Consider the following 24,956-nt stretch of genomic DNA (forward strand, 5'->3'; position numbering starts at 1 on the left):
CAATGTGGAAACCGGTCCTTGTGGCCGGTTTTCTTTTTGTTAACTATCGGGCTGCAAAGTGTTGCAGGTAGGCAATAGGCGCCGCCGAATCGCATTGCAGAACAGCGGCGCTGAATTGAGAACCGGATCGCTTTGCAGTAAGCAGAGCGAAAGTCTGGTCGCAATTAATGCGGCAGGCGTTTCTCCCTTGTGCTTGATTTTTCGGGAACCGAACATGTTTTCACGCCGTATTCTGATGGCAGGTATTGCAAGTCTCTGTATTGGGGCGACCGCTCCGGCATTTGCAGCTTCGCCGGTAAGCGCTGAAGCGCAGCTCAACGAAGCTGCCACATCCGTTCAGCAGGTAGCTCTTTCAAGCGACACCAAGGCCAATCCCGAAAAGCCGAAGAAGAAAAAGGCTTCCAAGGGCGGCAATGCGGTAAAAGCCAGCAAGTACAATATTGATCCGAAGTTCCGGGCACAGGAAGTAGCTTTTACCGGCTATAAGCCTGGCACGATCGTGATCGACCCGAAACAGCGTTTCCTCTACCTCGTTGAAACATCGTCGACGGCTCGCCGCTACGGCATTGCTGTCGGTAAGCAAGGGTTGGAATTCAAGGGCACCGGAACAATCAACGCAAAGCGTGAGTGGCCGCGCTGGATTCCGACCAAGGAAATGATCGAGCGTGATCCCGCTCATTACGGACGTTTCAAGAATGGTATGGATGGCGGTCCGGGCAATCCGCTCGGTTCTCGCGCCCTCTACCTGTTCCAGGGCAACAAGGATACCTACATCCGCATTCACGGCACCGTTCAGCCCTGGACCATCGGCAGCTCCGCTTCCAATGGCTGTTTCCGCATGATCAATGAAGATGTGATGGATCTTTACGAGCGCGTCGGTCTTGGAACCGAAGTGGTTGTACTCTGATCTGCAAATGACTATGTGAACGTGGCCGGACCTACGGGTCCGGCCTTTTTCTTTTGCCTTACTCGCTGTTCCTGCCGGTGGAAGCTGTGGATTTCGAGCTTCGACATGGCTTTATGCGGACAGGGGCGCTAGAGAGAACAGACGTATTCGCTCCGGGGTTTTGGCTCCGGTTTTTCTATGTCCAACGAGGATTGCCGCCTGACTTCGGTGAAAAAACGTGACCGAAGTGCATTTTCTTGTGGCGGAATCGATCAAGAAAGTCTAACGAGATAAGCCCATGGCGCGATATGTATTCATCACTGGCGGCGTGGTTTCTTCCCTTGGAAAAGGCATAGCTGCCGCAGCACTGGCTGCACTCCTTCAGGCACGCGGTTACCGCGTGCGTATCCGTAAACTCGACCCTTATCTGAATGTCGATCCCGGCACGATGTCGCCTTACCAGCACGGTGAGGTGTTCGTCACTGACGATGGTGCTGAAACCGACCTTGATCTGGGTCATTACGAGCGGTTCACCGGTCGTCCAGCCAACCAGCAGGACAATATTACTACCGGTCGCATCTACCGCAACATCATCGAAAAGGAACGCCGCGGCGATTATCTCGGTGCGACGGTTCAGGTCATTCCGCATGTGACCGATGAGATCAAGAACTTCGTTCTTGAAGGCAATGAAGACTATGATTTCGTTCTCTGCGAAATCGGCGGCACGGTTGGCGACATCGAAGCCATGCCGTTCCTCGAAGCCATTCGCCAGCTTGGCAATGAATTGCCGCGCGGTACGGCAGTTTACATCCATCTGACCTTGATGCCTTATATTCCGGCTGCGGGCGAATTGAAGACCAAGCCGACCCAGCATTCGGTGAAGGAGCTGCGCTCTATCGGCATTGCCCCAGATATCCTTCTCGTTCGCGCTGATCGCGAGATTCCGGAATCGGAACGGCGCAAGCTTTCATTGTTCTGTAATGTCCGCGAAAGCGCAGTCATTCAAGCGCTCGACGTGGCAACGATCTATGACGTTCCGATTGCCTACCACAAGGAAGGCCTTGATTCGGAGGTTCTGTCGGCATTCGGCATCGATCCGGCGCCAAAACCGCGCATGGATCGCTGGGCGGAGGTTTCCGACCGTCTCCATAATCCGGAAGGTGAAGTTACCATTGCCATCGTCGGCAAATATACCGGTCTCAAGGACGCCTATAAGTCACTGATCGAAGCGCTTTATCACGGTGGTCTCGCCAACAAGGTGAAGGTCAATCTCGACTGGATTGAAGCGGAGGTCTTCGAAAGCGAAGATCCGGCTCCATATCTGGAAAAGGTACACGGCATTCTGGTGCCGGGCGGCTTCGGTGAGCGTGGTGCGGAAGGCAAGATTCTTGCCGCGAAATTTGCCCGTGAACGCAAGGTTCCGTATTTCGGTATCTGCTTCGGCATGCAGATGGCCTGCATCGAGGCAGCGCGTAATCTGGTTGGCATTGAGAATGCGTCTTCGACCGAGTTCGGTCCGACCAAGGAGCCGGTTGTCGGCCTGATGACCGAGTGGCTGAAGGGCAATATGCTCGAAAAGCGTGCAGCGGCAGGCGACCTTGGCGGCACTATGCGTCTTGGTGCATACGAAGCAGCATTGAAGCCGGGGTCTAAGATCGCGGAAATCTATGGGGGGACGGATATTTCAGAACGTCATCGTCATCGCTACGAAGTCAATGTCGACTACAAGGAACGTCTGGAAACTGCTGGACTAAATTTCGCAGGCATGTCGCCGGATGGTGTTCTGCCAGAAACAGTCGAATATCCCGATCATCCGTGGTTTATCGGCGTTCAGTACCACCCGGAACTGAAATCCCGACCGTTCGAACCACATCCGCTCTTCGCTTCCTTCATTGAAGCGGCGATTGAGCAGAGCCGTCTGGTCTAAAATTCTAACGCGCCTTTCGGGGCGCGTTTTCGTTTGGCATTCAGGTTGCGGTCTTGTTTTCGACCCAGCTTTACGCCAGATAAGGTGCCTGCAAGGCACTCAGTATCGAGGTTCACGTTATGGCGACTGCCAATTCATCTGTAAAAATCGGAAATGTTACTTTTTCAAACAGTGTGCCATTGGCTCTGATTGCGGGTCCATGCCAGATGGAAACGCGTGAACACGCTTTCGATATGGCAGGTCGCCTCAAGGAAATGACCGATAAACTCGGCATCGGTCTGGTCTACAAGTCCAGCTTTGATAAGGCCAATCGCACTTCACTGAAAGCTCAGCGCGGTATTGGCCTCGAAAAGGCCATGGAAGTTTTTGCCGACCTCAAGAAGGAATTCGGCTTTCCGGTTTTAACGGATGTTCATGCCGAAGAGCAGTGTGCTGCAGTTGCTCCTGTGGTTGATGTCCTGCAAATTCCGGCATTCCTCTGCCGCCAGACTGATCTGCTGATTGCTGCGGCAAAGACCGGACGTGTCGTGAACGTCAAGAAGGGGCAGTTTCTGGCGCCATGGGACATGAAGAATGTCCTTTCCAAAATCACGGAAAGCGGCAATCCGAATGTGCTTGCGACAGAGCGCGGTGTTTCTTTCGGCTATAATACACTTGTTTCAGATATGCGTTCTCTGCCGATCATGGCCGGTCTTGGTTCGCCGGTTGTGTTCGATGCGACTCACTCCGTACAACAGCCGGGCGGGCAGGGCGGTTCGACAGGTGGACAGCGCGAGTTTGTAGAAACGCTGGCTCGGGCAGCTGTGGCTGTCGGTGTTGCGGGGCTCTTCATCGAAACGCATCAGGACCCGGATAACGCACCATCCGATGGCCCAAACATGGTGCCGGTGGATAAGATGCCTGCACTTCTTGAAAAGCTCATGGCTTTCGATCGTATCGCCAAGGGGCTTTAAACAGTTCTCGGAGAATTTAAAAAGGCGGGGGATTTTCCTCCGCCTTTTGTTTCGCTAAGGCTTAAAAACTGGCCCGGTGCATAATCTTTTCTGCAAAATTTCAGGATTATGCGCTAAGAAATGGCCGCATCGGATTTGTTAAGCGCCTCGCGGATGTGGCGGGGCAATCTATAGGGAAGGACTGGTTCCTATGACTGCAATCATCGACATCGTCGGCCGCGAAATTCTCGACAGCCGCGGCAACCCGACCGTCGAAGTGGACGTTGTGCTTGAAGATGGCTCTTTCGGACGCGCTGCCGTTCCGTCCGGCGCATCGACTGGTGCGCATGAAGCCGTAGAGTTGCGCGACGGTGGCAGCCGCTATCTTGGCAAGGGTGTGGAAAAGGCTGTTGAATCGGTCAATGGCAAAATTTTCGACGCTATTGCCGGCATGGACGCAGAAAGCCAGTTGCTCATCGACCAGACGATGATTGAGCTCGATGGCTCGGCCAACAAGGGTAATCTCGGCGCCAATGCAATTCTGGGCGTTTCGCTTGCGGTTGCCAAGGCTGCGGCCCAGGCGACCGGTCTCCCGCTCTACCGCTACGTTGGTGGCGCAAACGCCTATGTTCTGCCGGTCCCCATGATGAATATCATCAATGGCGGCGCACATGCCGACAATCCGATCGATTTCCAGGAGTTCATGATTCTTCCGGTCGGCGCTTCGTCCGTTCGTGAAGCTGTCCGTTACGGTTCGGAAGTTTTCCACACGCTCAAAAAGCGCCTCAAGGATGCCGGTCACAACACCAATGTGGGTGACGAAGGTGGTTTTGCCCCGAATCTGAAGAATGCCCAGGCTGCCCTCGATTTCATCATGGAATCGATTGAGAAGGCTGGCTTCAAGCCGGGTGAAGATATCGCTCTAGGCCTCGACTGCGCTGCGACCGAGTTCTTCAAGGACGGAAACTACGTTTATGAAGGTGAACGCAAGACGCGCGATCCAAAGGCGCAGGCTAAGTATCTTGCCAAGCTCGCCAGCGATTATCCTATCGTCACCATCGAAGACGGTATGGCCGAAGACGACTGGGAAGGCTGGAAATATCTGACCGATCTTATCGGCAACAAGTGCCAGCTTGTGGGCGACGATCTGTTCGTCACCAACTCGGCCCGCTTGCGCGACGGTATCCGCATGGGCGTTGCCAATTCGATTCTCGTCAAGGTCAACCAGATCGGATCGCTGTCGGAAACGCTCCATGCTGTCGAAACCGCGCACAAGGCCGGTTACACCGCAGTCATGTCGCACCGTTCGGGTGAAACCGAGGATTCGACGATTGCCGACCTCGCCGTTGCCACCAACTGCGGCCAGATCAAGACTGGCTCGCTGGCCCGTTCGGACCGTACGGCCAAGTATAATCAGCTTATCCGTATTGAAGAAGAACTCGGCAAACAGGCTCGCTATGCAGGCCGTAATGCACTGAAATTTCTTTAATTCTATCGCGAATGGATAGGAGAACGGCAGCCTCATGGCTGCCGTTTTTAATTGTGGAGTGCGTCACTCCATCTATATCAGGCCTCGGTTTCCTTGTGCGAGAGCATGATAACAATGCACATCATCGATGGAAGCGCATAAAGCAGGGCACCCAACTGTGTGTTGAGGGAGTTTTCTTTCGCTTCCCATGCCATGAACCAATCGCCGGCGACGACCATAAAGCCAATGCCCCATACGGCGACAGCGCAGCAAGCGCCCAGAATTGTCAAGTTTTTGCCAACCGAGAATTTTGTGTAGCTGCCGCGAAGATTAACCAGCATTTTTACACAACCGATTGCGGCGAGTACGCCCGCGAACGTTTCCATGGCTGTGATTACAGCGAGGCCGACATAAGGCACCCAACTCGCGGTGACTGCCCGCCATGTCTGACCGGGTATCCCATAAGTATCGGTCATAGCCAAAAGTGGCTTGATTGCATTCTCGGCTGTTTCTGAAAAACTAGCAGTATTATTAAGTAAACTAAATATACCCCATAGGGCGGGAAATAACGCCATGATGATGCATGGAATGCGCTTTACAGTCGCTTCATTCATAATATTATCCTCTAATATGTTCAGTATTTTAATAGATTAAATAATTTCGCCGCTGCAATACAAGATATAATGCAATTTTGTAAGGTTAAAATTCTACATTAAGTTTCAGTAATTTTATAATTTACTTATATAATTGAATTCAATTTGCTGTTCGTTATTGTTTGGATGTTGGCTTAGTCTGGCGTCATGCTCAAGACGTGTTTGCTCTGGTTTGGTCGTGATCAGACGGTTGATTGCGCCCTCTGATGCGCAACGTTTCGGCGGGGGTATGTAAAGCGATAAATTTGACCAACTCCATTTATCTTGATATCAATATAAATCTGTCGCATTCGGACAAGCTATCCGAACCGGGAGAAGGGGCTTGGGCGGGCTATCAATGGGAGAGAGTAAATGGCTTATATTGAAGGATTTGTTGTCGCCGTCCCTAAGGCGAACAAGGAACTCTATCGCCAGCACGCCGCCAAGGCAGCCGTATTGTTCAAAGAGTTTGGCGTTACGCGCATGGTCGAAGCATGGGGAGATGATGTGCCAGACGGCAAGATCACTGATTTTCGCCGCGCGGTTAAGGCGGAGGCGGACGAGGAGGTTGTGTTCTCCTGGTTCGAATATCCTGACAAGGCAACGCGTGACGCTGCAAATAGCAAGATGATGAGCGATCCACGTATGAAGGAAATGGGTGATCAAATGCCGTTTGATGGTAAGCGCATGATCTTTGGCGGTTTCTCCACCATTGTAGATGCTTGATCTGGTCCAGCCATTTTTTATGTCATGAATAAACGGCTTGTCCTCGCGGCGAGCCGTTTTCGATTCTAGCCTGGGTTTCAACCGTTCACGTCCGGACCTGATCCTTTCAGCATTCAACAAAAATGCGGCCGACGTCTTTCGACACGGGATCTTGGTAAATCTCTGTTAAGCAAAATAATGCTTGATGGTGGAATTCGGAACGATGCCGCTCGCAGGATTCGACGTGGCTCCGAATCTCCGGGAAGGAAGCTGAAATGTGGACCAAACAGAAGCGTAAATCGATCCGTGGGCGGTTTGTATTGCCTATTCTGACGGCTGCGTTTCTGAGCTATTTCGGTTTCCATGCCTATCATGGCGAATTTGGTCTTTATTCCCGCATCCAGCTGGAAGAGCAAAAAAGCCTTCTGGCCAAGCAACTGGCGCAGGTGACCGCCGATCGTACGGCACTCGAAAAGCGCGTCATGCTTTTGCGTGACGGTTCCATCGAAAAGGATATGCTTGACGAGCAGGCTCGCAGGGCGCTTAATCTCTCCCATCCCGATGAAGTGACAATTATTACCTCTCGGGAAGATCGATCGAATTAACTGAAATCCGGTTAATTGTCTTTTTGTGATATGTTTTTAAGGGCTTGGCGACATAGCAGCTATGCTCTGGGCGCATATTGTATCTTGTGGTGCGCCCGTATAACGTCACAATAGAACGACAATTTAGGGAGCGAGAAATGGCACCGAGGGCTAAAAAGGCGCCCGCTAACAAAGCGCAGGCGTCTTCTGTAACTGCACCCAAGGCACCTGCAGCTGCAAACTTCGACAAGAAGCAGGAGCTGGACGCTTATCGCGAAATGCTGTTGATCCGGCGTTTCGAGGAAAAGGCGGGTCAGCTTTACGGTATGGGCTTCATTGGCGGTTTCTGCCACCTCTACATCGGCCAGGAGGCCGTGGTGGTTGGTATGCAGATGGCGCTGAAGGAAGGCGATCAGGTTATCACCGCCTATCGCGATCATGGTCATATGCTTGCAGCCGGCATGAGCGCACGTGGCGTCATGGCCGAACTGACCGGGCGCCGCAGCGGCCTTTCCAAGGGCAAGGGCGGCTCCATGCACATGTTCTCCAAAGAGAAGCATTTTTACGGCGGTCACGGCATCGTTGGTGCACAGGTTTCGCTCGGCACCGGTCTGGCGTTTGCGAATCGCTACCGCGACAACGACAATGTAACGCTGACCTATTTCGGCGACGGGGCTTCCAATCAGGGGCAGGTCTACGAAAGCTTCAACATGGCATCGCTGTGGAAGCTGCCGGTAGTCTACATCATCGAGAACAACCGCTATGCCATGGGCACATCGGTTTCGCGCTCGTCCGCAGAAACCGATTTCTCGAAGCGCGGTCTTTCGTTCAATATTCCGGGCATCCAGGTAGACGGCATGGACGTCCGTGCGGTGAAGGCTGCTGCCGATCTGGCTGTTGAGTGGACGCGTTCCGGCAAGGGACCGATCATTCTCGACATGCAGACCTATCGTTATCGCGGTCACTCCATGTCGGATCCGGCAAAGTATCGGTCGAAGGAAGAAGTGCAGAAGATGCGCTCCGAACACGATCCGATCGAGCAGGTCAAGCAGCGTCTGATCGAGAAGGGTTGGGCAACCGAGGAAGAGCTGAAGGAAATCGACAAGGAAGTCCGTGACATTGTCGCCGATTCTGCCGATTTCGCTCAAAACGATCCGGAGCCGGATGCATCCGAGCTCTACACGGATATTCTGCTCTAATTCCAGGAAGGTGTTGTCATGCCCGTAGAAATTCTCATGCCCGCACTTTCCCCAACCATGGAAGAGGGCAAGCTCTCCAAGTGGCTGAAGAAAGAAGGCGACAAGGTTACGTCCGGCGATGTGATCGCTGAAATTGAAACCGACAAGGCGACGATGGAAGTCGAAGCCGTCGATGAAGGCACAATCGGCAAGATCCTTGTCGAAGAAGGCACCGAAGGCGTTAAGGTCAATACGCCGATTGCCGTGCTCCTTGGTGACGGCGAAAGCGCTGCTGATGTCGGTTCTGCTCCGGCTGCCAAAGCTGAAGCACCGAAGGAAGAGCCAAAAGCCGAAGAAAAGAAGACGGACACCGTTCCCGCTGCTCCCAAGGCTCCGGCACTTGAAGTTGCATCCGATCCGGACATTCCGGCTGGCACAGAAATGGTCTCCACGACCGTTCGTGAAGCGCTTCGTGACGCTATGGCGGAAGAAATGCGCCGGGATCCGAGCGTTTTCGTGATGGGCGAGGAAGTTGCCGAATATCAGGGCGCTTACAAGGTAACGCAGGGCCTTCTCGACGAGTTCGGTTCCAAGCGCGTTGTCGATACCCCGATTACCGAACATGGTTTTGCCGGTGTTGGCGTCGGTGCTGCGTTCGCCGGTCTGCGCCCGATCGTTGAATTCATGACTTTCAACTTCGCCATGCAGGCAATCGACCAGATTGTGAACTCTGCCGCCAAGACGCTCTATATGTCCGGCGGACAGATGGGCGCTCCGATGGTCTTCCGCGGTCCGTCCGGTGCGGCTGCGCGCGTTGCTGCCCAGCATTCGCAGTGCTACGCAGCCTGGTACAGCCACATTCCAGGTCTCAAGGTCGTGATGCCGTATACGGCAGCCGACGCCAAGGGCCTGCTGAAGGCTGCAATTCGCGATCCGAATCCGGTCATCTTCCTCGAAAACGAAATTCTCTATGGTCATCATTTCGATGTGCCAAAGCTTGACGATTTCGTTCTGCCGATCGGCAAGGCCCGTATTCACAAGCAGGGCAAGGACGCCACCATCGTTTCGTTCGGTATCGGCATGACCTACGCCGTCAAGGCGGCGGAAGAACTGGCCCAGCAGGGTATCGATGTTGAAATCATCGATCTGCGTACGATCCGCCCGATGGATCTTCCAACAGTCATTGAATCGGTCAAGAAGACCGGTCGTCTGGTGACGGTGGAGGAAGGTTTCCCGCAGTCGTCCGTTGGTACGGAAATCGCCACCCGCGTCATGCAGCAGGCTTTCGATTATCTCGATGCGCCGATCCTCACCATTGCCGGTAAGGATGTTCCGATGCCTTATGCGGCAAATCTGGAAAAACTGGCGCTGCCGACGGTTGCCGAAGTGGTCGAAGCGGTGAAAGCCGTTACCTATACCGCTTAAACAGAAAGGGTCTGGACATGCCGATCAATATCACCATGCCAGCGCTTTCTCCGACGATGGAAGAAGGCAACCTGTCGAAATGGCTGGTCAAGGAAGGCGACAAGATCGCTCCTGGCGACGTCATTGCTGAAATCGAGACCGATAAGGCGACGATGGAAGTGGAAGCCGTGGACGAAGGCACGATTGCCAAGATCGTGGTCCCCGCAGGCTCCGAAGGCGTCAAGGTCAATGCGCTGATCGCTATCCTCGCTGAAGAAGGCGAGGACGTGGCGGCTGCGGCCAAGGGTGGAGCTTCTGCGCCGAAGGCAGAAGCAAAGGCCGAGGCTCCGAAAGAGGAACCGAAGCCAGTGGCAGCTCCGGCAGCGACGCCCGCACCCGCCAAGGCAGAGCAACCTGCTGTTGCTTCGAATAAGGGCGACCGCGTGTTTGCGTCGCCGCTTGCGCGTCGCATCGCCAAGGACTCTGGTGTCGATATTGCTGCTGTGAAGGGCTCTGGCCCGCATGGCCGTGTCGTTCAGCGCGATGTGGAGGCCGCTTTGGCTTCCGGTGGTGCCAAGGCTGCTGCGCCGAAAGCAGAAGCTGCTGCCGCTCCGAAGCCGATGTCGGATGATGCCGTTCTCAAGCTGTTTGAAGAAGGCACCTACGAGATCGTTCCGCACGATGGCATGCGCAAGACGATTGCCCGCCGTCTGGTGGAATCGAAGCAGACTGTTCCGCATTTCTATCTGACGATCGATTGCGAACTTGATGCGCTTCTGGCTCTGCGTTCGCAGATCAATGCCGCGGCACCGATGATCAAGACCGAGAAGGGCGAGGTTCCGGCTTACAAGCTTTCGGTCAACGATATGGTCATCAAGGCAACGGCTCTGGCGCTTCGCGATGTTCCGGACGCCAATGTGTCGTGGACCGAAGGCGGCATGGTCAAGCACAAGCGCGCCGATGTGGGTGTTGCCGTCTCCATTCCGGGCGGACTGATTACGCCTATCGTTCGTCAGTCGGACTCGAAGACATTGTCGGCGATTTCGAACGAGATGAAGGACCTTGCCAAGCGTGCGCGTGATCGCAAGCTGAAGCCTGAAGAGTATCAGGGCGGTTCGACCTCCGTGTCCAACCTCGGCATGTTCGGCGTAAAGGACTTTGCTGCGATCATCAATCCACCGCATGCGACCATTTTCGCAATCGGTGCAGGTGAACAGCGTGCAGTTGTCAAGAACGGTGAAATCAAGGTTGCGACGGTTATGTCCGTGACCCTTTCAACCGATCACCGTGCCGTTGATGGCGCGTTGGCTGCCGAACTTGCACAGGCCTTCAAGCGCCACATCGAAAACCCGATGGGTATGCTGGTCTGATTGATCAACTTCAAGGGCGTCGTGTTCTGCTGAACTCGACGCCTGAGGTTTTTTTGAATGGCTGGACAACTGAACCTACGCCGGGCTGAACGCCATGAAGCCGCTGAGATCGCCATTCTTGTCGATATCTCTTCGCACGGTTTTGCGTCATGGCTCTGGTACGGTGCTGTTCTTGACGGACGAACTGAAACGGCCATGGAACGCGGTCGGCAATATATGCGTGCTGACGGAACCGAAGGCTGGCAGAGCACGACAATTGCCGAGTGGGCTGGCGACATTGCCGGACTTTCGATCGGTTTCACACTCGATGACAGTTTGAACGGTACACCACCGCAGCATCCGGTTCTCGATCAGCTCATCGACTTGCAGCGCAAAGTGATAGGCAATCGTTTCATAGACAGCGTTGGCGTTTATAGAGAGTTTCGCGGCAAAGGTATTGGCCGCGCACTTGTCGCCAACGAAATCGATCTGGCACGCCGGAACGGTAACCCAGGAATTAGCCTGATAACCGAAAGCCACAACGATGTGGCGCTCTCCCTTTACGGCGCCCATGGTTTCAAGGAAATTGAGCGGCTCGAAGCGATAGAACGCATTGGGCAGGACAAAAGACACGACTGGGTGCTGCTCACCCGAGAAGTGAACTGAGCAAAGGCAGGACAATATGGCCGACATTTACGACGTTATTGTTATCGGCTCGGGCCCGGGTGGGTATGTAACCGCAATCCGCGCTGCGCAGCTTGGCCTCAAGACGGCTATCGTCGAGCGCGAACATCTGGGCGGCATTTGCCTTAACTGGGGCTGTATCCCGACCAAGGCGCTTCTGCGCTCTGCTGAAATCCTGCATTTCGGCGAACACGCCAAGGATTACGGCTTGAAGCTGGAAGGCAAGATCACGCCTGATGTTAAGGCTGTGGTGCAGCGCTCGCGCGGTGTTTCGGCTCGCCTTAACGGCGGCGTCGGCTTCCTGATGAAGAAGAACAAGATCGACGTGATCTGGGGCGAGGCGAAGCTCGTAAAGGCCGCTTCAGGCAGCAATCCGGTTGAGATTTCGGTCGGCAAGTCCTCCAAGCAGCCGATGCAGCCGCAGAACCCTGTCCCGAAGGGCGTTCTGGGTGAGGGCGCCTACAAGGCGAAGCACGTCATTGTCGCCACCGGTGCGCGTCCGCGCGCTTTGCCGGGCATTGAGCCGGATGGCAAGTTGATCTGGACTTATTTCGAAGCAATGGTTCCGCCGGAATTGCCGAAGTCCATGCTTGTAATGGGATCAGGCGCAATCGGTATCGAGTTCGCTTCCTTCTACAAAGACATGGGCGTTGATGTGACGGTCGTGGAACTCATGCCGCAGATCATGCCGGTTGAAGACGCGGAGATTTCTGCATTCGCTCGCAAGCAGCTGGAAAAGCGCGGACTGAAGATCATCACCGATGCCAAAGTTACCAAGGTCGAGAAGGGCGCAAACAATGTGACCGCTCATATCGAGACCAAGGACGGCAAGACGCAGTCGTTGACCGTGGATCGCATGATCTCTGCGGTTGGTGTGCAGGGCAATATCGAAAATCTCGGCCTGGAAGCGCTTGGTGTGAAAACCGACCGCGGATGCATCGTTATCGACGGCTACGGCAAGACCAATGTTGCAGGCATCTATGCTATCGGTGACGTTGCAGGTCCGCCGATGCTGGCGCACAAGGCCGAGCATGAAGGCGTTATCTGCATTGAGAAAATCGCCGGTCTTCCAAACGTTCATCCGCTCGAAAAGAACATGATTCCGGGCTGCACCTATTGCAATCCGCAGGTCGCTTCCGTTGGCCTGACTGAAGCGAAGGCTAAGGAAAAAGGTTACGACATCCGGGTCGGTCGCTATTCGTTTGCCGCAAACGGCAAGGCGATTGCGCTCGGTGAAGATCAGGGACTGGTCAAGACCATCTTCGACAAGAAAACGGGACAACTGCTTGGCGCCCATATGGTCGGTGCAGAAGTGACCGAACTCATCCAGGGGTTCGTGGTTGCCATGAACCTCGAAACGACCGAGGAAGAACTGATGCATTCGGTCTTCCCGCATCCAACCCTTTCGGAAATGATGAAGGAAAGCGTTCTGGATGCGTATGGTCGCGCACTAAACGCATAAGACGGAGAGACGCTCATTCCGCTGATCGAGAACGGAGGGCCTTGGCGGCGTGCCGCCTGGCCCATCATCAAATGGTGTACCGCGGGAGGTCTGGTGCTGGGGTTTGCAGCCGGCACCTTGAGTGTTCTTGGCGGCAACACCATATCGGTCAACGGAATAGTTCTAACCGGCTGGTACGGCGTCTGGGCGCTCACATTGGCGCTTGGCACCGCTGGATTGGTATTTGGCCTGATATGGGCATTGGTTTTCCGGGCTCTTGGACTGGCAGCGCGGCGATGAGTAGCAAATCGCTCAAGTTGACAGGGTAGGGAGCAGGGATTAGGACCGAACCGAATTTGGAAGCATTTCCTGAAAATGCTTCGGATAGGCAGGGAAAAGCATGGTTACAGTTCTCGATCTGGTGAACCAAGGCAAGCGTGAACGGCATCCCGAGAAGGCGCATCGTCCGGACAATGTTGTCCTGAAGAAGCCCGACTGGATTCGCGTCAAGGCTCCTGTCTCGCGCGGCTATAGTGAAACGCGTGATATCGTTCGTTCAAACAAGCTGGTTACGGTTTGCGAAGAAGCGGGCTGCCCGAACATTGGCGAGTGCTGGGAAAAGAAGCACGCGACCTTCATGATCATGGGCGAGATATGCACGCGCGCCTGCGCGTTCTGCAATGTCTCGACCGGTATTCCGACCGCGCTTGATCCAAATGAACCCGAGAATGTCGCAAAGGCCGTCAAGCAAATGGGCCTGACGCATGTGGTCATTACTTCGGTTGATCGCGATGATCTGGGCGATGGTGGTGCGCAGCATTTTGCCGAGGTCATTCAGGCCATTCGTGAAGCCACCCCCGCGACCACGATTGAAATCCTGACACCGGATTTCCTGCGCAAGGAAGGCGCTCTTGAAGTTGTGGTCAAGGCTCGCCCGGATGTGTTCAACCACAATCTGGAAACCGTACCTTCGAAGTATCTCAAGGTTCGTCCCGGCGCCCGTTATTTCCATTCGATCCGCTTGTTGCAGCGCGTCAAGGAACTGGACCCGACCATTTTCACGAAGTCGGGCATCATGGTTGGTCTCGGCGAAGAGCGGAATGAAATCCTTCAGCTGATGGACGATCTGCGTTCGGCAGATGTGGATTTCATGACCATCGGCCAGTATCTCCAGCCGACGCGCAAGCACCATCCTGTCATTCGCTTCGTGACGCCGGACGAGTTCAAGTCGTTCGAAACGATCGGCCGGACGAAGGGCTTCCTTCTGGTCGCATCCAGCCCGCTGACGCGTTCATCGCATCATGCTGGCGATGATTTCGCCAAGCTGAGGGCAGCGCGCGAGGCGCAGATCACGGCAAAGGCCTGAGATCAGTCATGCCGCAGTTTACCACCGTCAGGCGGGTACATCACCGGGCAGAGCAAATGTTCGGCCTCGTAGCGGATGTTGAGAAATACCCTGAATTTCTGCCGATGTGTGAGGCCTTATCCGTTCGCTCCCGCAAGGAGCGTGACGGCAAGGCTCTTCTCATTGCTGACATGACGGTTGGTTACAAGCTCATACGCGAGACATTCACCAGTCAGGTACTGCTGAAACCCGCAGACAATGTCATCGATGTGAAATATCTTGACGGGCCGTTTCGCTATCTCGACAACCGCTGGACCTTTAAGCCGGTTGGCGACGGAGGCGAGTGTGATGTCGAGTTTTATATCGATTATGAGTTCAAGAGCCGTACCCTTGGCCTTCTGATGGGAACGATGTTCGATCTCGCTTTCAAGAAGTTTTCCGAAGCTTTCGAGAAACGGGCCGATCAGATTTACGGTCTGGCCTGAACGACGGGCCGGTTCTCGGGCTCTCTTTTTCATTGCGCCGTATAGCCGCCATCAACCAGTATGGATGCTCCGGTGACGAAGGAGGCTTCGTCACTCGCCAGGAAAAGCACGACGCTGGCTACTTCTTCGGCGCGACCGAGACGACCTATCGGATGCAAGGCTACCAGAGCCTCTTTCTTGTCTTCGGGTATATTCTTGAGCAGGGGCGTATCGATATAGCCCGGGCAGACAGCATTCACCCGAATGTTCTGCGCACCATAGTCAATAGCAAGCGTCTGCGTCAGGAGTTTTACACCTCCCTTTGCTGCCGCATAAGCAGTGACACCTGATTTTCCGACTTGACTATGGATGGAACCGCAATTCACGATCACGCCGCCGCCTTGCGAGCGCATCTGATCAATCGCGTACTTATCGCAGAGATAGACGCCGGTAAGGTTGATATCGATGGTTTTCTGCCAAGCAGCCTCGTCCAGCTCGTCTATCGGGCCATCCGCGGCGATGCCTGCATTGGCGAACATGATGTCGAGGCGGCCATAGGTTTCAACGGTTTTGGTAATCAGCGCCTGCACGGCTTTCGTGTCGGCCACATCGGTCTTGACGAACAATGCCCGCTCGCTGCCGCCCGCAAGCTCATTGGCCAGTTGCTGGCCGTGCTCGGAATAGTCGGCAATGACAACATTCGCTCCTTCACGAATGAAGGCCCTAGCGGTTGCTTCACCAATGCCGCTTGCCCCACCTGTAACGATTGCCACCTTGCCATCGAAACGCATCGCCATGTTCTCCCTGTCTTGATCAAAGACAAAGGTAGGGCACCGTAGATAAAAGTATACGCTCTAAGTTTATCGAAGGTTTTCCAGAACGAGGTCCAGCGCGGCGATAACAGTAGCGTGACGAATTTCGGCTCTGGTTTTTGGACCGAAATGGCATTCGCGATGGAGGGGCGGGTGGCCTTTTCGCGCTGAGGCGATGTGAACGAGGCCGACAGGTTTTTCATCGGAGCCGCCACCTGGCCCGGCAATTCCCGTAACTGCCACAGTTACACTGGCGCGCGAGTGAGAAAGTGCCCCTTCAGCCATGTAAAGCGCAACTTCTTTCGAGACAGCGCCGAAGCGATTGATCAGTTCCATCGGAACGCCGATCATTTCGGCTTTTGCTTCATTGGAATAGGTGACAAAGCCGCGATCCACGACATCAGATGATCCGGCAATGTCGGTCAGTGCTTCGGATATCAGCCCACCCGTGCAGGATTCTGCCGTCGCGATCATTATGCCAGCCTTGCGGCAGGCTTCCAGCACGGCAACAGCTTTTTCTTCTGCAATCAACGCACTCATTCGGGTACCTCACCCGGATAGATGACGGTTGCGGTTGCGATGGCTGCAATGCCCTCACGGCGCCCAACGAAGCCAAGCTTTTCATTGGTCGTCGCTTTGATGGAAACCCGGTCTGCGGCAATTCCCAGCATGTCGCAAAGCGCTTCTGTCATTGCTGCGCGGTGTGGGCCGATTTTCGGTGCTTCGCTGATAAAGGTCACGTCGACGTTGGCAATGCGGCCACCTGCTTCACGCACGATATTGGCGGCGTGTTCGACAAATATGCGGGAAGCGGCACCCTTCCACTGCGGGTCGGAAGGAGGGAAATGCGTGCCAATATCACCCGCTCCTCGGGTCGCAAGGAGAGCGTCGGTCAGCGCGTGAAGCCCGACATCGGCGTCTGAATGACCATTGAGCTTTGCTTCATGGGGGATTTTCACGCCGCACAGCGTCACATGGTCGCCGGGTTCAAAGGAATGGACGTCATAACCATTGCCGGTTCGAATGTCGGGAAACGAGGCGTGGTCTTGCCGCAGGCGCTTGTCAGCCATCTCAATATCCTTTGCCCAGGTAAGCTTTGTATTGTCCGCTGATCCTTCGATGATGCGGACAGCGATATTTTGCCATTCGGCAATGGCGGCGTCGTCAGTGAAGTCGGAGCGATTGATCGCGAAGGCCTTTTCATGCGCATTGAGGATAGGCGCGTAGGGAAATGCCTGCGGCGTCTGTGCCGCGAAAAGGCCCGCGCGTGGCACCGTCGTTTTAACCGTTCCGTTCGTAGCTGATTGCTTGAGCGTATCCGAAACTGCCAGAGCAGGAAGAACGCCTTCATCAGGTGCAAGGTTTTCGACGATACGATTCAGCAAATCCTGACTGATGAACGGTCTCACACCGTCATGGATCATGACATATTGCGGCGCGTCGTTTCTCAGCGCAAGAAGGCCAAGACGCGTTGATGCCTGCCGGGTAGCGCCGCCATTCACAACGTGAATGTTGTCTCGGCTCTCCGGAAGGGCGCGTTCGTAAAGCGCATGGTCATCGGGGTGGATGACGACAACGATGCTATCAACCAGCGGGCAGTCGATGAAAGCGCGTAAAGTGCGGGCAAGCACGGCTTCGCCACCGATGCGCCGGTATTGTTTCGGCCCTTCGACGCTCTGTCCGGCTCGCTCCCCGCGGCCAGCCGCCACAATGACTGCTGCTATCCTTGAAATAGTTGTCGCCTCTGCCAAAGGTTGCATCTGTTCAAATTTGTGCTTGCATGCCGAATAATGCCTTGCGCGGATAAATGCCAGTCGACAATTGATTTATCGTAGTTTTGCGTGCGCTTTTCCTTGCGTTGAAAAGTGAGGCTGATTAATGTATGTGCTAATTGCGCTATGCACATCAAATAGGCATTTGTCGGTGAGTTTTCTCGATCAACCTTTGAACATAAGCGGTGTGGTACTTGCCAACCGCGTCTTTCTTGCGCCGATGTCGGGCGTTTCCGACCTTCCTTTTCGCAGGCGGGCAGCAGAAGCTGGTGCGGGCATGGTCGTGTCTGAAATGGTAGCCAGTGCCGAACTCTGCAATCGTCACAAAGAGAGCCTTTTGCGCCTTTCGGGGGAAGGGCTTGGAACGCATGTTGTGCAACTTGCGGGACGCGAAGCGCATTGGATGGGTGAGGCGGCAAGGATCGCCGAAGGCGAAGGCGCCGACATCATCGATATCAACATGGGCTGCCCCGCCAAGAAAGTGACCGGTGGTTATTCCGGGTCCGCGCTGATGCGCGATCTCGATCACGCAATGACCCTCGTTGAGGCTACCGTCAATGCGGTCAGCGTTCCGGTTACGCTGAAGATGCGGCTGGGATGGGATGAGAAAAGCATCAACGCGCCCGAGCTGGCAAGGCGCGCCGAAGGCGCCGGTGTTGCCATGGTGACTGTCCATGGACGTACGCGTTGCCAGTTTTATGAAGGCAAGGCGGACTGGGATGCAATTCGCGCGGTTCGTGACGCGATCCGTGTTCCTCTGGTCGCCAACGGCGATGTGGCGTGTCGTGGCGATGCCGAGGAAATTCTGCGCCGTTCCGGAGCGGATGCGGTGATGGTCGGACGTGCTTCTTATGGGCAACCGTGGTTGGCCGGCGCAATCGCAGGAAGCGACTTTGCTCCGAAATCGCGAAGCGAAGTTCTTGATTATATTATAAAGCATTACGCAGATATGCTCGAGCATTACGGAAGCATAACGGGCATCCGTCATTCCCGCAAACATCTGGGCTGGTATCTTGATCGTCATGCTGGCGCCGCATGTGCGCCTTCCGAGAAAGCGGACGTGATGACTCTGACTGACCGGCAAGCCGTCATCGACGCCTTGCGTCGTATATTCATGCGCGAAGTTCCCGAAGCCGCGCTCAAAGAGGTTGCCTGATGCGCGAGAGAACCGAAATGAACGGCATTCCATCGGTTGTGCTCGATGCAATCAGCCAGCCGGTTATCATGGTCAGCGCCGAAAACTATATCGCCTACGCCAATCTGGATGCGGAACAGTTCTTTCGTTCCGGCTCGTCTATTCTGGCGCGCAACCGGCTAGAGTCTTTTCTACCCTTTGGCAGCCCGCTGTTAGCGCTGGTCGATCAGGTTCGCACCAGCCAGATGCCGGTCAACGAGTATCGCGTCGATGTCTCGTCGCCACGCCTCGGCACGGAACGTATTGTTGATATTTACGTAGCGCCTGTCGCAGAGTTGCCGGGAGCTGTGGTCATCCTCTTCAAGGAAAAGACGATGGCCGAGAAGATTGACCGCCAGATGACGCATCGCGGCGCAGCGCGGTCCGTCACAGGGCTTGCATCAATGCTGGCCCATGAAATCAAGAACCCGCTTTCGGGTATCCGCGGTGCTGCGCAATTGCTGGAACAGGTTGTCGGCGATGAAGATCGTGCGCTGGCACGGCTTATTACCGATGAAACAGATCGGATCGTTTCACTGGTGGACCGCATGGAGGTCTTCTCGGATGAGCGTCCTATCGAGCGCGCTGCGGTCAATATTCATGCGGTTCTGGATCATGTGAAGGCGATTGCGAAGAACGGGTTCGCGCGGAAGATTCGCTTCGTTGAAGATTATGACCCTTCTCTCCCGCCAGTCTTCGCTAATCGTGATCAGCTTGTGCAGGTTTTCCTCAATCTGCTGAAGAATGCCTCGGAAGCTATCGGTGATCACGAAGGTGGCGAGATTGTTCTGTCCACGGCTTACCGACCGGGCATCCGCCTGCAGGTACCGGGCGCACGGGACAGGGTGGCGCTACCTCTCGAATTCTGCGTGCATGACAATGGGCCGGGTGTGCCGCAGGATATGCTGCCGCATCTGTTCGACCCTTTCGTGACGACGAAGACCAACGGTTCTGGACTTGGTTTGGCATTGGTTGCGAAGATCATTGGTGATCATGGCGGCATCATCGAATGCGACAGCCATCCTTCGCGAACGACTTTCCGCGTTTTGATGCCGGCGTGGAAAAATACGGCTGGAAATACTGGAGATAACGCATGATCGCAGGACGTCCGACGGGAACCATATTGGTGGCGGATGACGATGCAGCCATTCGGACCGTGCTGAACCAGGCATTGTCGCGGGCAGGCTACGATGTGCGTGTGACCTCCAATGCCGCTTCGCTCTGGCGCTGGGTGGCGGCAGGCGATGGTGATCTGGTCATTACCGACGTCAATATGCCGGACGAGAATGCCTTCGACCTTCTGCCGCGCATCAAGAAGATGCGTTCAGATCTTCCAGTTGTGGTCATGAGTGCGCAGAACACGTTCATGACGGCTATCCGGGCATCAGAGGCAGGAGCTTACGAATATCTGCCGAAGCCATTCGATTTGACGGAACTCATCAATATCGTCGGCCGCGCCCTGTCTGAACCAAAACGCAAGCCCATCGCGGCATTGTCGGATGAGCAGACAGATAACATGCCGCTGGTCGGTCGTTCGCCTGCGATGCAGGAAATCTACCGTTTGCTGGCGCGCATGATGCAGACGGATTTGACCGTCATGGTTACCGGTGAATCCGGCACAGGCAAGGAACTGGTTGCGCGCGCCCTGCATGAATACGGGCGTCGTCGAAAAGGGCCGTTTGTTGCGATCAACATGGCGGCAATCCCGCGCGACCTGATCGAGTCTGAATTGTTCGGACATGAGAAGGGCGCTTTCACCGGCGCGCAAAACCGCTCAAGCGGTCGTTTCGAGCAGGCAAATGGCGGAACGCTGTTTCTCGACGAGATCGGCGATATGCCAATGGAAGCGCAAACCCGTCTTTTGCGTGTGTTGCAACAGGGCGAATATATGACAGTCGGCGGGCGCACGCCGATCAAGACAGATGTGCGTATCGTTGCGGCGACCAATAAGGATTTGCGGCAGCTGATAGCACAGGGGCTTTTCCGCGAGGATCTTTATTACCGGCTGAATGTTGTGCCTTTGCGCTTGCCGCCGCTTCGCGAGCGCAGCGAGGATGTTGGCGATCTTGTGCGCCATTTTTTCAAGCGCGCTGCCGAAGAGGGACTGCCGGAGAAACGCATCAGCACCGCTGGCCTGGAAATGATGCGCCGGTATCCGTGGCCGGGCAATGTCCGCGAGCTTGAAAATCTCGTGCGAAGGCTTGCGGCGCTTTACCCGCAAGAAGAAATTTCGCCCGAAATTATCGAAACGGAGTTGCGAGCCGAGCTCACCAAGCCGGATATTGTTCCCGCTGGCGGTGGCGATATGGAAAACATCTCCATTTCGCAAGCGGTTGAGCAGAACATGCAGCGTTATTTTGCGTCTTTCGGTTCCGACTTGCCGCCGCCGGGACTTTACCATCGGGTTCTGGCTGAACTGGAATATCCCCTCATCCTCGCATGTCTTACGGCAACACGTGGAAATCAGATCAAGGCAGCCGATCTTTTGGGGCTAAATCGCAATACGCTGCGGAAGAAAATTCGTGAACTTGGCGTCAATATATATCGCGGAAACAAGGGAAATTAGCGACAATCACACGCCGATAACGCGTTAACCACGATATTTAACAGGTGATTAAGTCTGTTCGGCTACTATTGGTTGTATGAGAAATCAGCAATCAACACGAAGCAACAAAACCCGGCGCATTCTCGAGCCGGCAGTAAGGAGCGGAATTCTTGCCGCGCCTTTGATATTGATGCTTGCAATAGTCGTTATCTTGTCAGGTGCGGAGCCGAGGCTCTCCGCGATGATCGATCAAACCTTCACCGGTTCGATAAGCCCGATCATAAAGTAATGGCTGTTGGACTTGAATAAGACGCCTGCATTCCTACTCTTTTAGCATAGCTAAAGGAGATAATCATGCGTCTTGTTGCTACGACTTTGTTTCTTGGTTTGTCTGTTGCTGCGGCCTATGCTGCTCCGCCCCCGGAAGGCGCAAAACTCTCGGAAATAATTGCCAAAATCGAACAGAACGCGGATACGGCTTTCATTGATGAAGTCGACTGGAATGATCGTGGCTATTACGAGATCGAATATGTCACCAAGGCTGGCGCCAAAGTTGAGGTGAAGGTCGATCCGAAAACCGGAGAAAATGTTCGCTAGTCTCTGATGCTTGCGTGAGCAATTATGCTGGAGCGGGTAGCGGGAATCGAACCCGCGCGTTCAGCTTGGGAAGCTGACAGGCTACCATTACATCATACCCGCAAACTGTAATGTATTTCAGGCAATTAGCGACATGTGTGATGAGGCACATTCAAAAGTTTTACAGTTGGTGCAGTCAACCTATGTTCTCTTTTGAATATCGTCAAACTGTTTTGTCGACAGGTTGGCGTTGCCACCACATTTGGTCTCCTCACTTCACAAAACATTCAGAGCCGTGACAAATTTTTCATGAACCCTTCCATTGATATCCAGGATTGAGAGGCCATCTGCAGATGACGCTTCCAACCATGCGGCCGATTGGCAGGCTGTTGCAGATGACAGGATATCCATGGACCAGACCACAAAGCGCCGGGCACTGCTTATCGTAAATCCACATGCCCGGAATGGCAGCGGATACGGTGCAGATATTCGCTCGGCGTTGGAGCGCGGTGGCATTCAGCTCATCGAGCGAAATCCGCAGGACGACGAGACGATTTCAGATGTTATCCTTCGTGAAAGAGATTGTGATCTCGTTATTGTCGGCGGCGGCGATGGTTCGCTGAACGCCGCGGCCCAAGGGTTGATGGAAACGGGATTGCCGCTTGCAATCCTTCCGCTTGGAACTGCAAATGATTTCGCGCGAACTGTCGGCATTCCTGCCGATCCGGTTGAGGCGGCGCGTCGACTTATCTCCTACAAGGCGCGCGCCATCGATCTGGGTGAGGTAAACGGCCATCTTTACTTCAACGTCGCGAGCATTGGTTTCAGCGCAGAACTGGCGCAGCAACTAAGTTCTGCCGCGAAGAAGAAGTGGGGTAAGCTCGGTTATGCGATTGTCGCGGCGCGCATTCTCATGCGTTCTGAGCTCTTCACAGCTTATCTGGAACACGACGGCATGACGGAGAAAATTCGTACATTGCAGGTCTCTGTCGGGAATGGAAAGTTTTACGGCGGTGGTATGGCCGTTGAGAAGGATGCGACAGTGGACGACGGCAGGCTGGATTTCTATAGTCTGGAAGTCGATCACTGGTGGAAACTATTGCGTCTTCTGCCAAGTCTACGCCGTGGCACCCATTCCAAATGGGATGATGTGCGGGCTTTTCCGACGACCGAAGTGATTGTACGCACCAAGAAGCCGCGTGCCGTAAACACAGATGGCGAGCTGTCGACCTGGACGCCTGCTCATTTCCGCCTGTTGCCCAAGGCGATCAATGTTTACATGCCTGATCCGGATTGAGGCCGTAATGGGCAAGACAAAAAAGACCCGCCTTGTTGCGGCGGGCCTAGTTCATGACGTTAGGTGACTGGCTCGGAGGTCATTAGAGCCATATAAATAACGATTGAAGGCCTTGAACGTTCCAAATTTAAAAGAAAAAATACCAGATAAGCAGCACGACAACGAGTGGAACGCCCATCAGCCAAAGGATCATTGCTCTCAACATTCGTTTTCTCCTTCCTGTTGAAAATTCAACGCGTTGAATGAACGATTGTTCCACAAGACCGAGAGGATACGGCCCGTCGAAGTTGAGCGGATGTCCTGCTGCGCGACTCAAAAAATGCGGATTTCCAAAAGCTTTAATGATCCGTCAATCAATCGGTGACATCACTAAAATCTAAAAAGGTGCAACCAGCGTTTTCGGTTGTGCTGTTGAGTAGCGGGCGTGTGGCGTATGGATTCGAAACGAGGGCTGAAACATTCGGTCAACGGCAAGGCTTTGAAGCTGCGCGACAAGCGCGGTTCGGTCGCGATGTTGTCGTTCATGGCTATCGCTGTCGCCTTGGCGGGTTGTGCATCGGCGCCGCAGCCAAAATCGAAGACAAAACGTTCGAAAGAATATTTTGCTGAATCCAAATATGGCGTGAAAGCCAGCCCACGCGTGTCTTATTCGAAGGGAAAGCCGCTGCCGCGTGGCGGAGGGCGCGATCAGACCGGTCAGCCCTACAAGGTCAAAGGACGCTGGTATTATCCCAAGGAAGACAAGAATTATGTCAAGGTTGGTCACGCCTCCTGGTATGGTGAAGCTTTCCACGGTCGCCTGACGGCCAATGGTGAAGTTTATGACATGGCGCATCTGACGGCTGCGCATCCGACCATGCCTTTGCCGAGTTATGCTCGCGTCACCAATCTTGCGAATGGCAGCTCGGTCATTGTGCGCGTGAATGATCGTGGTCCGTATGAATTCGACCGCGTTATCGATCTTTCCCAGAAAGCAGCCGAGATGCTCGATTATCAGCACCATGGTACGGCTAATGTGAAGGTCGAATATGTCGGCAGAGCGCCATTGGATGGCAATGACGACGCATTCCTCATGGCGTCTTACCGCCCGGCTGGTGGCGATACGATCGGCCAGCCTGCAACTGGCGTCATGATGGCTATGAACGGGCCGACGCCGACTTCGCCGAAGTCGCGTGTTCCGATGCCGGTAATGGATGCCGTTCCAGCTTCTGCGCCTATGCCGGAAAACTCGCCTTTTGCCGTTGATCCTGCATATAGCGATCCGTCCGGTGCCGCAGCTCCGTTGTTGCCGGCGAATGTGCCTGTGCCGTCGCAACGCCCCGGCTCAAGCTTCGGGGTAGCGAATGCTGCCGGTGTGAGTGGATTGGCTGGTTATGCTACGGACCGGCTGGCTGTAGCGGCTTATGCCGAGGAGCGCGCCTATAGCAGCATCCTGACCAAGGATGCGATTTCGAGCGCCTGGAAACGTCGTGAGGCCGAGGAACATGGCGAATATGTCGAGCTTGGCACGTTCAGTACGCTCGAAGAGGTGAAGCAGCTTCAAGCCTCATTGCCTCGAGCGACCAGATTTACGCTTACCAAAATTCCGACCGAAACTGTCGAAACCTACGAGCTGATAGCTGTGGCGGAGAAGGGCGGAAACGACGCCCTCCTACGCGCGGCCTGGAAGGCGGGCGCAGTGAATGCGTTTGTCGTTCGTCTCGATTGAACGCTCACGATAGGGTGATAAACGCTGGCATATTGATTTTGGGCGGATTCGTTGCGTAAGCTCTATTTCTCTG

Annotated in this window: 24 protein-coding genes and 1 tRNA gene; 20 read left to right on the top strand and 5 right to left on the bottom strand. The window is 54.6% G+C overall.

From position 1 onward, the window contains the following. Positions 1 to 214 precede the first annotated feature (214 nt). The 4 genes from AC0TOF_RS16360 (at position 215) to eno (ending at position 5,234) form a co-directional block, all read left to right on the top strand. Positions 215 to 907 (top strand): L,D-transpeptidase, encoded by a 693-nt coding sequence (locus tag AC0TOF_RS16360; protein ID WP_473769016.1) that lies wholly within the window; start codon positions 215 to 217, stop codon positions 905 to 907. Positions 908 to 1,184: 277 nt separating this feature from the next. Further along, on the top strand, positions 1,185 to 2,813 hold the full coding sequence (locus AC0TOF_RS16365; protein WP_473769017.1) for a CTP synthase: 1,629 nt from the start codon (positions 1,185 to 1,187) through the stop codon (positions 2,811 to 2,813). 119 nt (positions 2,814 to 2,932) lie between these two features. Continuing rightward, entirely contained in the window at positions 2,933 to 3,766 is an 834-nt protein-coding gene (gene kdsA, locus AC0TOF_RS16370; RefSeq protein WP_473769018.1) for a 3-deoxy-8-phosphooctulonate synthase, read from the top strand. Between the two features lie 190 nt (positions 3,767 to 3,956). After that, positions 3,957 to 5,234, top strand: a complete 1,278-nt coding sequence (gene eno / locus AC0TOF_RS16375) for a phosphopyruvate hydratase (RefSeq protein ID WP_473769019.1) — start codon at positions 3,957 to 3,959, stop codon at positions 5,232 to 5,234. 77 nt (positions 5,235 to 5,311) lie between these two features. On the opposite strand, the gene AC0TOF_RS16380 is transcribed toward eno, so the two are convergent. Beyond that, a complete protein-coding gene (locus AC0TOF_RS16380) occupies positions 5,312 to 5,827 on the bottom strand; it encodes a DUF2165 family protein (protein ID WP_473769020.1) in 516 nt (171 codons plus the stop codon). 390 nt (positions 5,828 to 6,217) lie between these two features. Between AC0TOF_RS16380 and AC0TOF_RS16385 the strand changes: the two genes are divergently transcribed. From AC0TOF_RS16385 to AC0TOF_RS16430, 10 genes are all read left to right on the top strand, one after another. Continuing rightward, entirely contained in the window at positions 6,218 to 6,571 is a 354-nt protein-coding gene (locus tag AC0TOF_RS16385; protein ID WP_473769021.1) for a DUF1428 domain-containing protein, read from the top strand. Between the two features lie 254 nt (positions 6,572 to 6,825). Then, positions 6,826 to 7,155 (top strand): FtsB family cell division protein, encoded by a 330-nt coding sequence (locus tag AC0TOF_RS16390; RefSeq protein WP_122001737.1) that lies wholly within the window; start codon positions 6,826 to 6,828, stop codon positions 7,153 to 7,155. A 137-nt stretch (positions 7,156 to 7,292) separates the two neighbouring features. After that, positions 7,293 to 8,333 (top strand): pyruvate dehydrogenase (acetyl-transferring) E1 component subunit alpha, encoded by a 1,041-nt coding sequence (pdhA, locus tag AC0TOF_RS16395; RefSeq protein WP_122001653.1) that lies wholly within the window; start codon positions 7,293 to 7,295, stop codon positions 8,331 to 8,333. Positions 8,334 to 8,351: 18 nt separating this feature from the next. Continuing rightward, on the top strand, positions 8,352 to 9,737 hold the full coding sequence (locus AC0TOF_RS16400) for a pyruvate dehydrogenase complex E1 component subunit beta (protein ID WP_122001654.1): 1,386 nt from the start codon (positions 8,352 to 8,354) through the stop codon (positions 9,735 to 9,737). A 17-nt stretch (positions 9,738 to 9,754) separates the two neighbouring features. Next, positions 9,755 to 11,086 carry a pyruvate dehydrogenase complex dihydrolipoamide acetyltransferase gene (locus AC0TOF_RS16405; RefSeq protein WP_473769022.1) on the top strand — a complete coding sequence of 444 codons (1,332 nt, stop codon included), beginning with the start codon at positions 9,755 to 9,757 and terminating at the stop codon, positions 11,084 to 11,086. Positions 11,087 to 11,143: 57 nt separating this feature from the next. After that, a complete protein-coding gene (locus AC0TOF_RS16410; protein ID WP_473769023.1) occupies positions 11,144 to 11,731 on the top strand; it encodes a GNAT family N-acetyltransferase in 588 nt (195 codons plus the stop codon). Between the two features lie 16 nt (positions 11,732 to 11,747). Further along, entirely contained in the window at positions 11,748 to 13,211 is a 1,464-nt protein-coding gene (lpdA, locus tag AC0TOF_RS16415) for a dihydrolipoyl dehydrogenase (RefSeq protein WP_122001657.1), read from the top strand. Between the two features lie 93 nt (positions 13,212 to 13,304). Next, positions 13,305 to 13,490 carry a hypothetical protein gene (locus AC0TOF_RS16420; protein ID WP_473769145.1) on the top strand — a complete coding sequence of 62 codons (186 nt, stop codon included), beginning with the start codon at positions 13,305 to 13,307 and terminating at the stop codon, positions 13,488 to 13,490. A 100-nt stretch (positions 13,491 to 13,590) separates the two neighbouring features. Beyond that, a complete protein-coding gene (gene lipA, locus AC0TOF_RS16425) occupies positions 13,591 to 14,556 on the top strand; it encodes a lipoyl synthase (RefSeq protein WP_473769024.1) in 966 nt (321 codons plus the stop codon). A gap of 8 nt (positions 14,557 to 14,564) precedes the next feature. Beyond that, positions 14,565 to 15,020: a type II toxin-antitoxin system RatA family toxin gene (locus AC0TOF_RS16430; RefSeq protein ID WP_473769025.1), complete on the top strand. Its 456-nt coding sequence runs from the start codon at positions 14,565 to 14,567 to the stop codon at positions 15,018 to 15,020. 29 nt (positions 15,021 to 15,049) lie between these two features. Here the strand turns inward: AC0TOF_RS16430 and AC0TOF_RS16435 are convergent, their stop codons facing one another. The 3 genes from AC0TOF_RS16435 to AC0TOF_RS16445 all read right to left on the bottom strand — a co-directional run bounded on the left by AC0TOF_RS16435 (position 15,050) and on the right by AC0TOF_RS16445 (position 17,571). Continuing rightward, positions 15,050 to 15,790, bottom strand: a complete 741-nt coding sequence (locus AC0TOF_RS16435; protein WP_473769134.1) for an SDR family NAD(P)-dependent oxidoreductase — start codon at positions 15,788 to 15,790, stop codon at positions 15,050 to 15,052. A 69-nt stretch (positions 15,791 to 15,859) separates the two neighbouring features. Continuing rightward, positions 15,860 to 16,351, bottom strand: coding sequence for a CinA family protein (locus AC0TOF_RS16440; RefSeq protein WP_473769026.1), 492 nt, complete (start codon positions 16,349 to 16,351; stop codon positions 15,860 to 15,862). Continuing rightward, on the bottom strand, positions 16,348 to 17,571 hold the full coding sequence (locus tag AC0TOF_RS16445; protein WP_473769027.1) for a bifunctional 2-C-methyl-D-erythritol 4-phosphate cytidylyltransferase/2-C-methyl-D-erythritol 2,4-cyclodiphosphate synthase: 1,224 nt from the start codon (positions 17,569 to 17,571) through the stop codon (positions 16,348 to 16,350). Before AC0TOF_RS16445 ends, AC0TOF_RS16440 begins: the two co-directional genes overlap by 4 nt. Positions 17,572 to 17,734: 163 nt before the next feature. Between AC0TOF_RS16445 and dusB the strand changes: the two genes are divergently transcribed. The 4 genes from dusB to AC0TOF_RS16465 all read left to right on the top strand — a co-directional run bounded on the left by dusB (position 17,735) and on the right by AC0TOF_RS16465 (position 21,899). Next, a complete protein-coding gene (gene dusB / locus AC0TOF_RS16450) occupies positions 17,735 to 18,739 on the top strand; it encodes a tRNA dihydrouridine synthase DusB (protein ID WP_473769028.1) in 1,005 nt (334 codons plus the stop codon). Further along, entirely contained in the window at positions 18,739 to 19,854 is a 1,116-nt protein-coding gene (locus AC0TOF_RS16455) for a two-component system sensor histidine kinase NtrB (protein WP_473769029.1), read from the top strand. Before dusB ends, AC0TOF_RS16455 begins: the two co-directional genes overlap by 1 nt. Further along, positions 19,851 to 21,323 carry a nitrogen regulation protein NR(I) gene (gene ntrC, locus AC0TOF_RS16460; protein WP_122001665.1) on the top strand — a complete coding sequence of 491 codons (1,473 nt, stop codon included), beginning with the start codon at positions 19,851 to 19,853 and terminating at the stop codon, positions 21,321 to 21,323. Before AC0TOF_RS16455 ends, ntrC begins: the two co-directional genes overlap by 4 nt. Positions 21,324 to 21,656: 333 nt before the next feature. After that, entirely contained in the window at positions 21,657 to 21,899 is a 243-nt protein-coding gene (locus AC0TOF_RS16465) for a PepSY domain-containing protein (RefSeq protein WP_122001667.1), read from the top strand. A gap of 28 nt (positions 21,900 to 21,927) precedes the next feature. On the opposite strand, the gene AC0TOF_RS16470 is transcribed toward AC0TOF_RS16465, so the two are convergent. Next, positions 21,928 to 22,001, bottom strand: a tRNA-Gly gene (locus AC0TOF_RS16470). 286 nt (positions 22,002 to 22,287) lie between these two features. On the opposite strand from AC0TOF_RS16470, the gene AC0TOF_RS16475 reads away from it, so the two are divergent. After that, a complete protein-coding gene (locus AC0TOF_RS16475; RefSeq protein WP_473769030.1) occupies positions 22,288 to 23,175 on the top strand; it encodes a lipid kinase in 888 nt (295 codons plus the stop codon). 433 nt (positions 23,176 to 23,608) lie between these two features. Continuing rightward, positions 23,609 to 24,883: a septal ring lytic transglycosylase RlpA family protein gene (locus AC0TOF_RS16480; protein WP_473769031.1), complete on the top strand. Its 1,275-nt coding sequence runs from the start codon at positions 23,609 to 23,611 to the stop codon at positions 24,881 to 24,883. The last annotated feature ends 73 nt before the right edge of the window (positions 24,884 to 24,956 follow it).

The organism is Ochrobactrum sp. PL_is501 (assembly GCF_055816895.1).

Excerpts from the sequence above, each read along its gene's own strand:
- AC0TOF_RS16385 (WP_473769021.1), top strand. The coding sequence starts at position 6,218 with ATGGCTTATATTGAAGGATTTGTTGTCGCCGTCCCTAAGGCGAACAAG.
- AC0TOF_RS16440 (WP_473769026.1), bottom strand. The coding sequence starts at position 16,351 with ATGAGTGCGTTGATTGCAGAAGAAAAAGCTGTTGCCGTGCTGGAAGCC.
- AC0TOF_RS16410 (WP_473769023.1), top strand. The coding sequence starts at position 11,144 with ATGGCTGGACAACTGAACCTACGCCGGGCTGAACGCCATGAAGCCGCT.
- AC0TOF_RS16430 (WP_473769025.1), top strand. The coding sequence starts at position 14,565 with ATGCCGCAGTTTACCACCGTCAGGCGGGTACATCACCGGGCAGAGCAA.
- AC0TOF_RS16390 (WP_122001737.1), top strand. The coding sequence starts at position 6,826 with ATGTGGACCAAACAGAAGCGTAAATCGATCCGTGGGCGGTTTGTATTG.
- ntrC (WP_122001665.1), top strand. The coding sequence starts at position 19,851 with ATGATCGCAGGACGTCCGACGGGAACCATATTGGTGGCGGATGACGAT.
- AC0TOF_RS16465 (WP_122001667.1), top strand. The coding sequence starts at position 21,657 with ATGCGTCTTGTTGCTACGACTTTGTTTCTTGGTTTGTCTGTTGCTGCG.
- AC0TOF_RS16365 (WP_473769017.1), top strand. The coding sequence starts at position 1,185 with ATGGCGCGATATGTATTCATCACTGGCGGCGTGGTTTCTTCCCTTGGA.
- kdsA (WP_473769018.1), top strand. The coding sequence starts at position 2,933 with ATGGCGACTGCCAATTCATCTGTAAAAATCGGAAATGTTACTTTTTCA.
- AC0TOF_RS16435 (WP_473769134.1), bottom strand. The coding sequence starts at position 15,790 with ATGCGTTTCGATGGCAAGGTGGCAATCGTTACAGGTGGGGCAAGCGGC.
- AC0TOF_RS16445 (WP_473769027.1), bottom strand. The coding sequence starts at position 17,571 with ATGCAACCTTTGGCAGAGGCGACAACTATTTCAAGGATAGCAGCAGTC.
- AC0TOF_RS16480 (WP_473769031.1), top strand. The coding sequence starts at position 23,609 with ATGGATTCGAAACGAGGGCTGAAACATTCGGTCAACGGCAAGGCTTTG.
- pdhA (WP_122001653.1), top strand. The coding sequence starts at position 7,293 with ATGGCACCGAGGGCTAAAAAGGCGCCCGCTAACAAAGCGCAGGCGTCT.
- AC0TOF_RS16475 (WP_473769030.1), top strand. The coding sequence starts at position 22,288 with ATGGACCAGACCACAAAGCGCCGGGCACTGCTTATCGTAAATCCACAT.
- lipA (WP_473769024.1), top strand. The coding sequence starts at position 13,591 with ATGGTTACAGTTCTCGATCTGGTGAACCAAGGCAAGCGTGAACGGCAT.
- eno (WP_473769019.1), top strand. The coding sequence starts at position 3,957 with ATGACTGCAATCATCGACATCGTCGGCCGCGAAATTCTCGACAGCCGC.
- AC0TOF_RS16380 (WP_473769020.1), bottom strand. The coding sequence starts at position 5,827 with ATGAATGAAGCGACTGTAAAGCGCATTCCATGCATCATCATGGCGTTA.
- lpdA (WP_122001657.1), top strand. The coding sequence starts at position 11,748 with ATGGCCGACATTTACGACGTTATTGTTATCGGCTCGGGCCCGGGTGGG.
- AC0TOF_RS16360 (WP_473769016.1), top strand. The coding sequence starts at position 215 with ATGTTTTCACGCCGTATTCTGATGGCAGGTATTGCAAGTCTCTGTATT.
- AC0TOF_RS16400 (WP_122001654.1), top strand. The coding sequence starts at position 8,352 with ATGCCCGTAGAAATTCTCATGCCCGCACTTTCCCCAACCATGGAAGAG.
- AC0TOF_RS16405 (WP_473769022.1), top strand. The coding sequence starts at position 9,755 with ATGCCGATCAATATCACCATGCCAGCGCTTTCTCCGACGATGGAAGAA.
- AC0TOF_RS16455 (WP_473769029.1), top strand. The coding sequence starts at position 18,739 with ATGCGCGAGAGAACCGAAATGAACGGCATTCCATCGGTTGTGCTCGAT.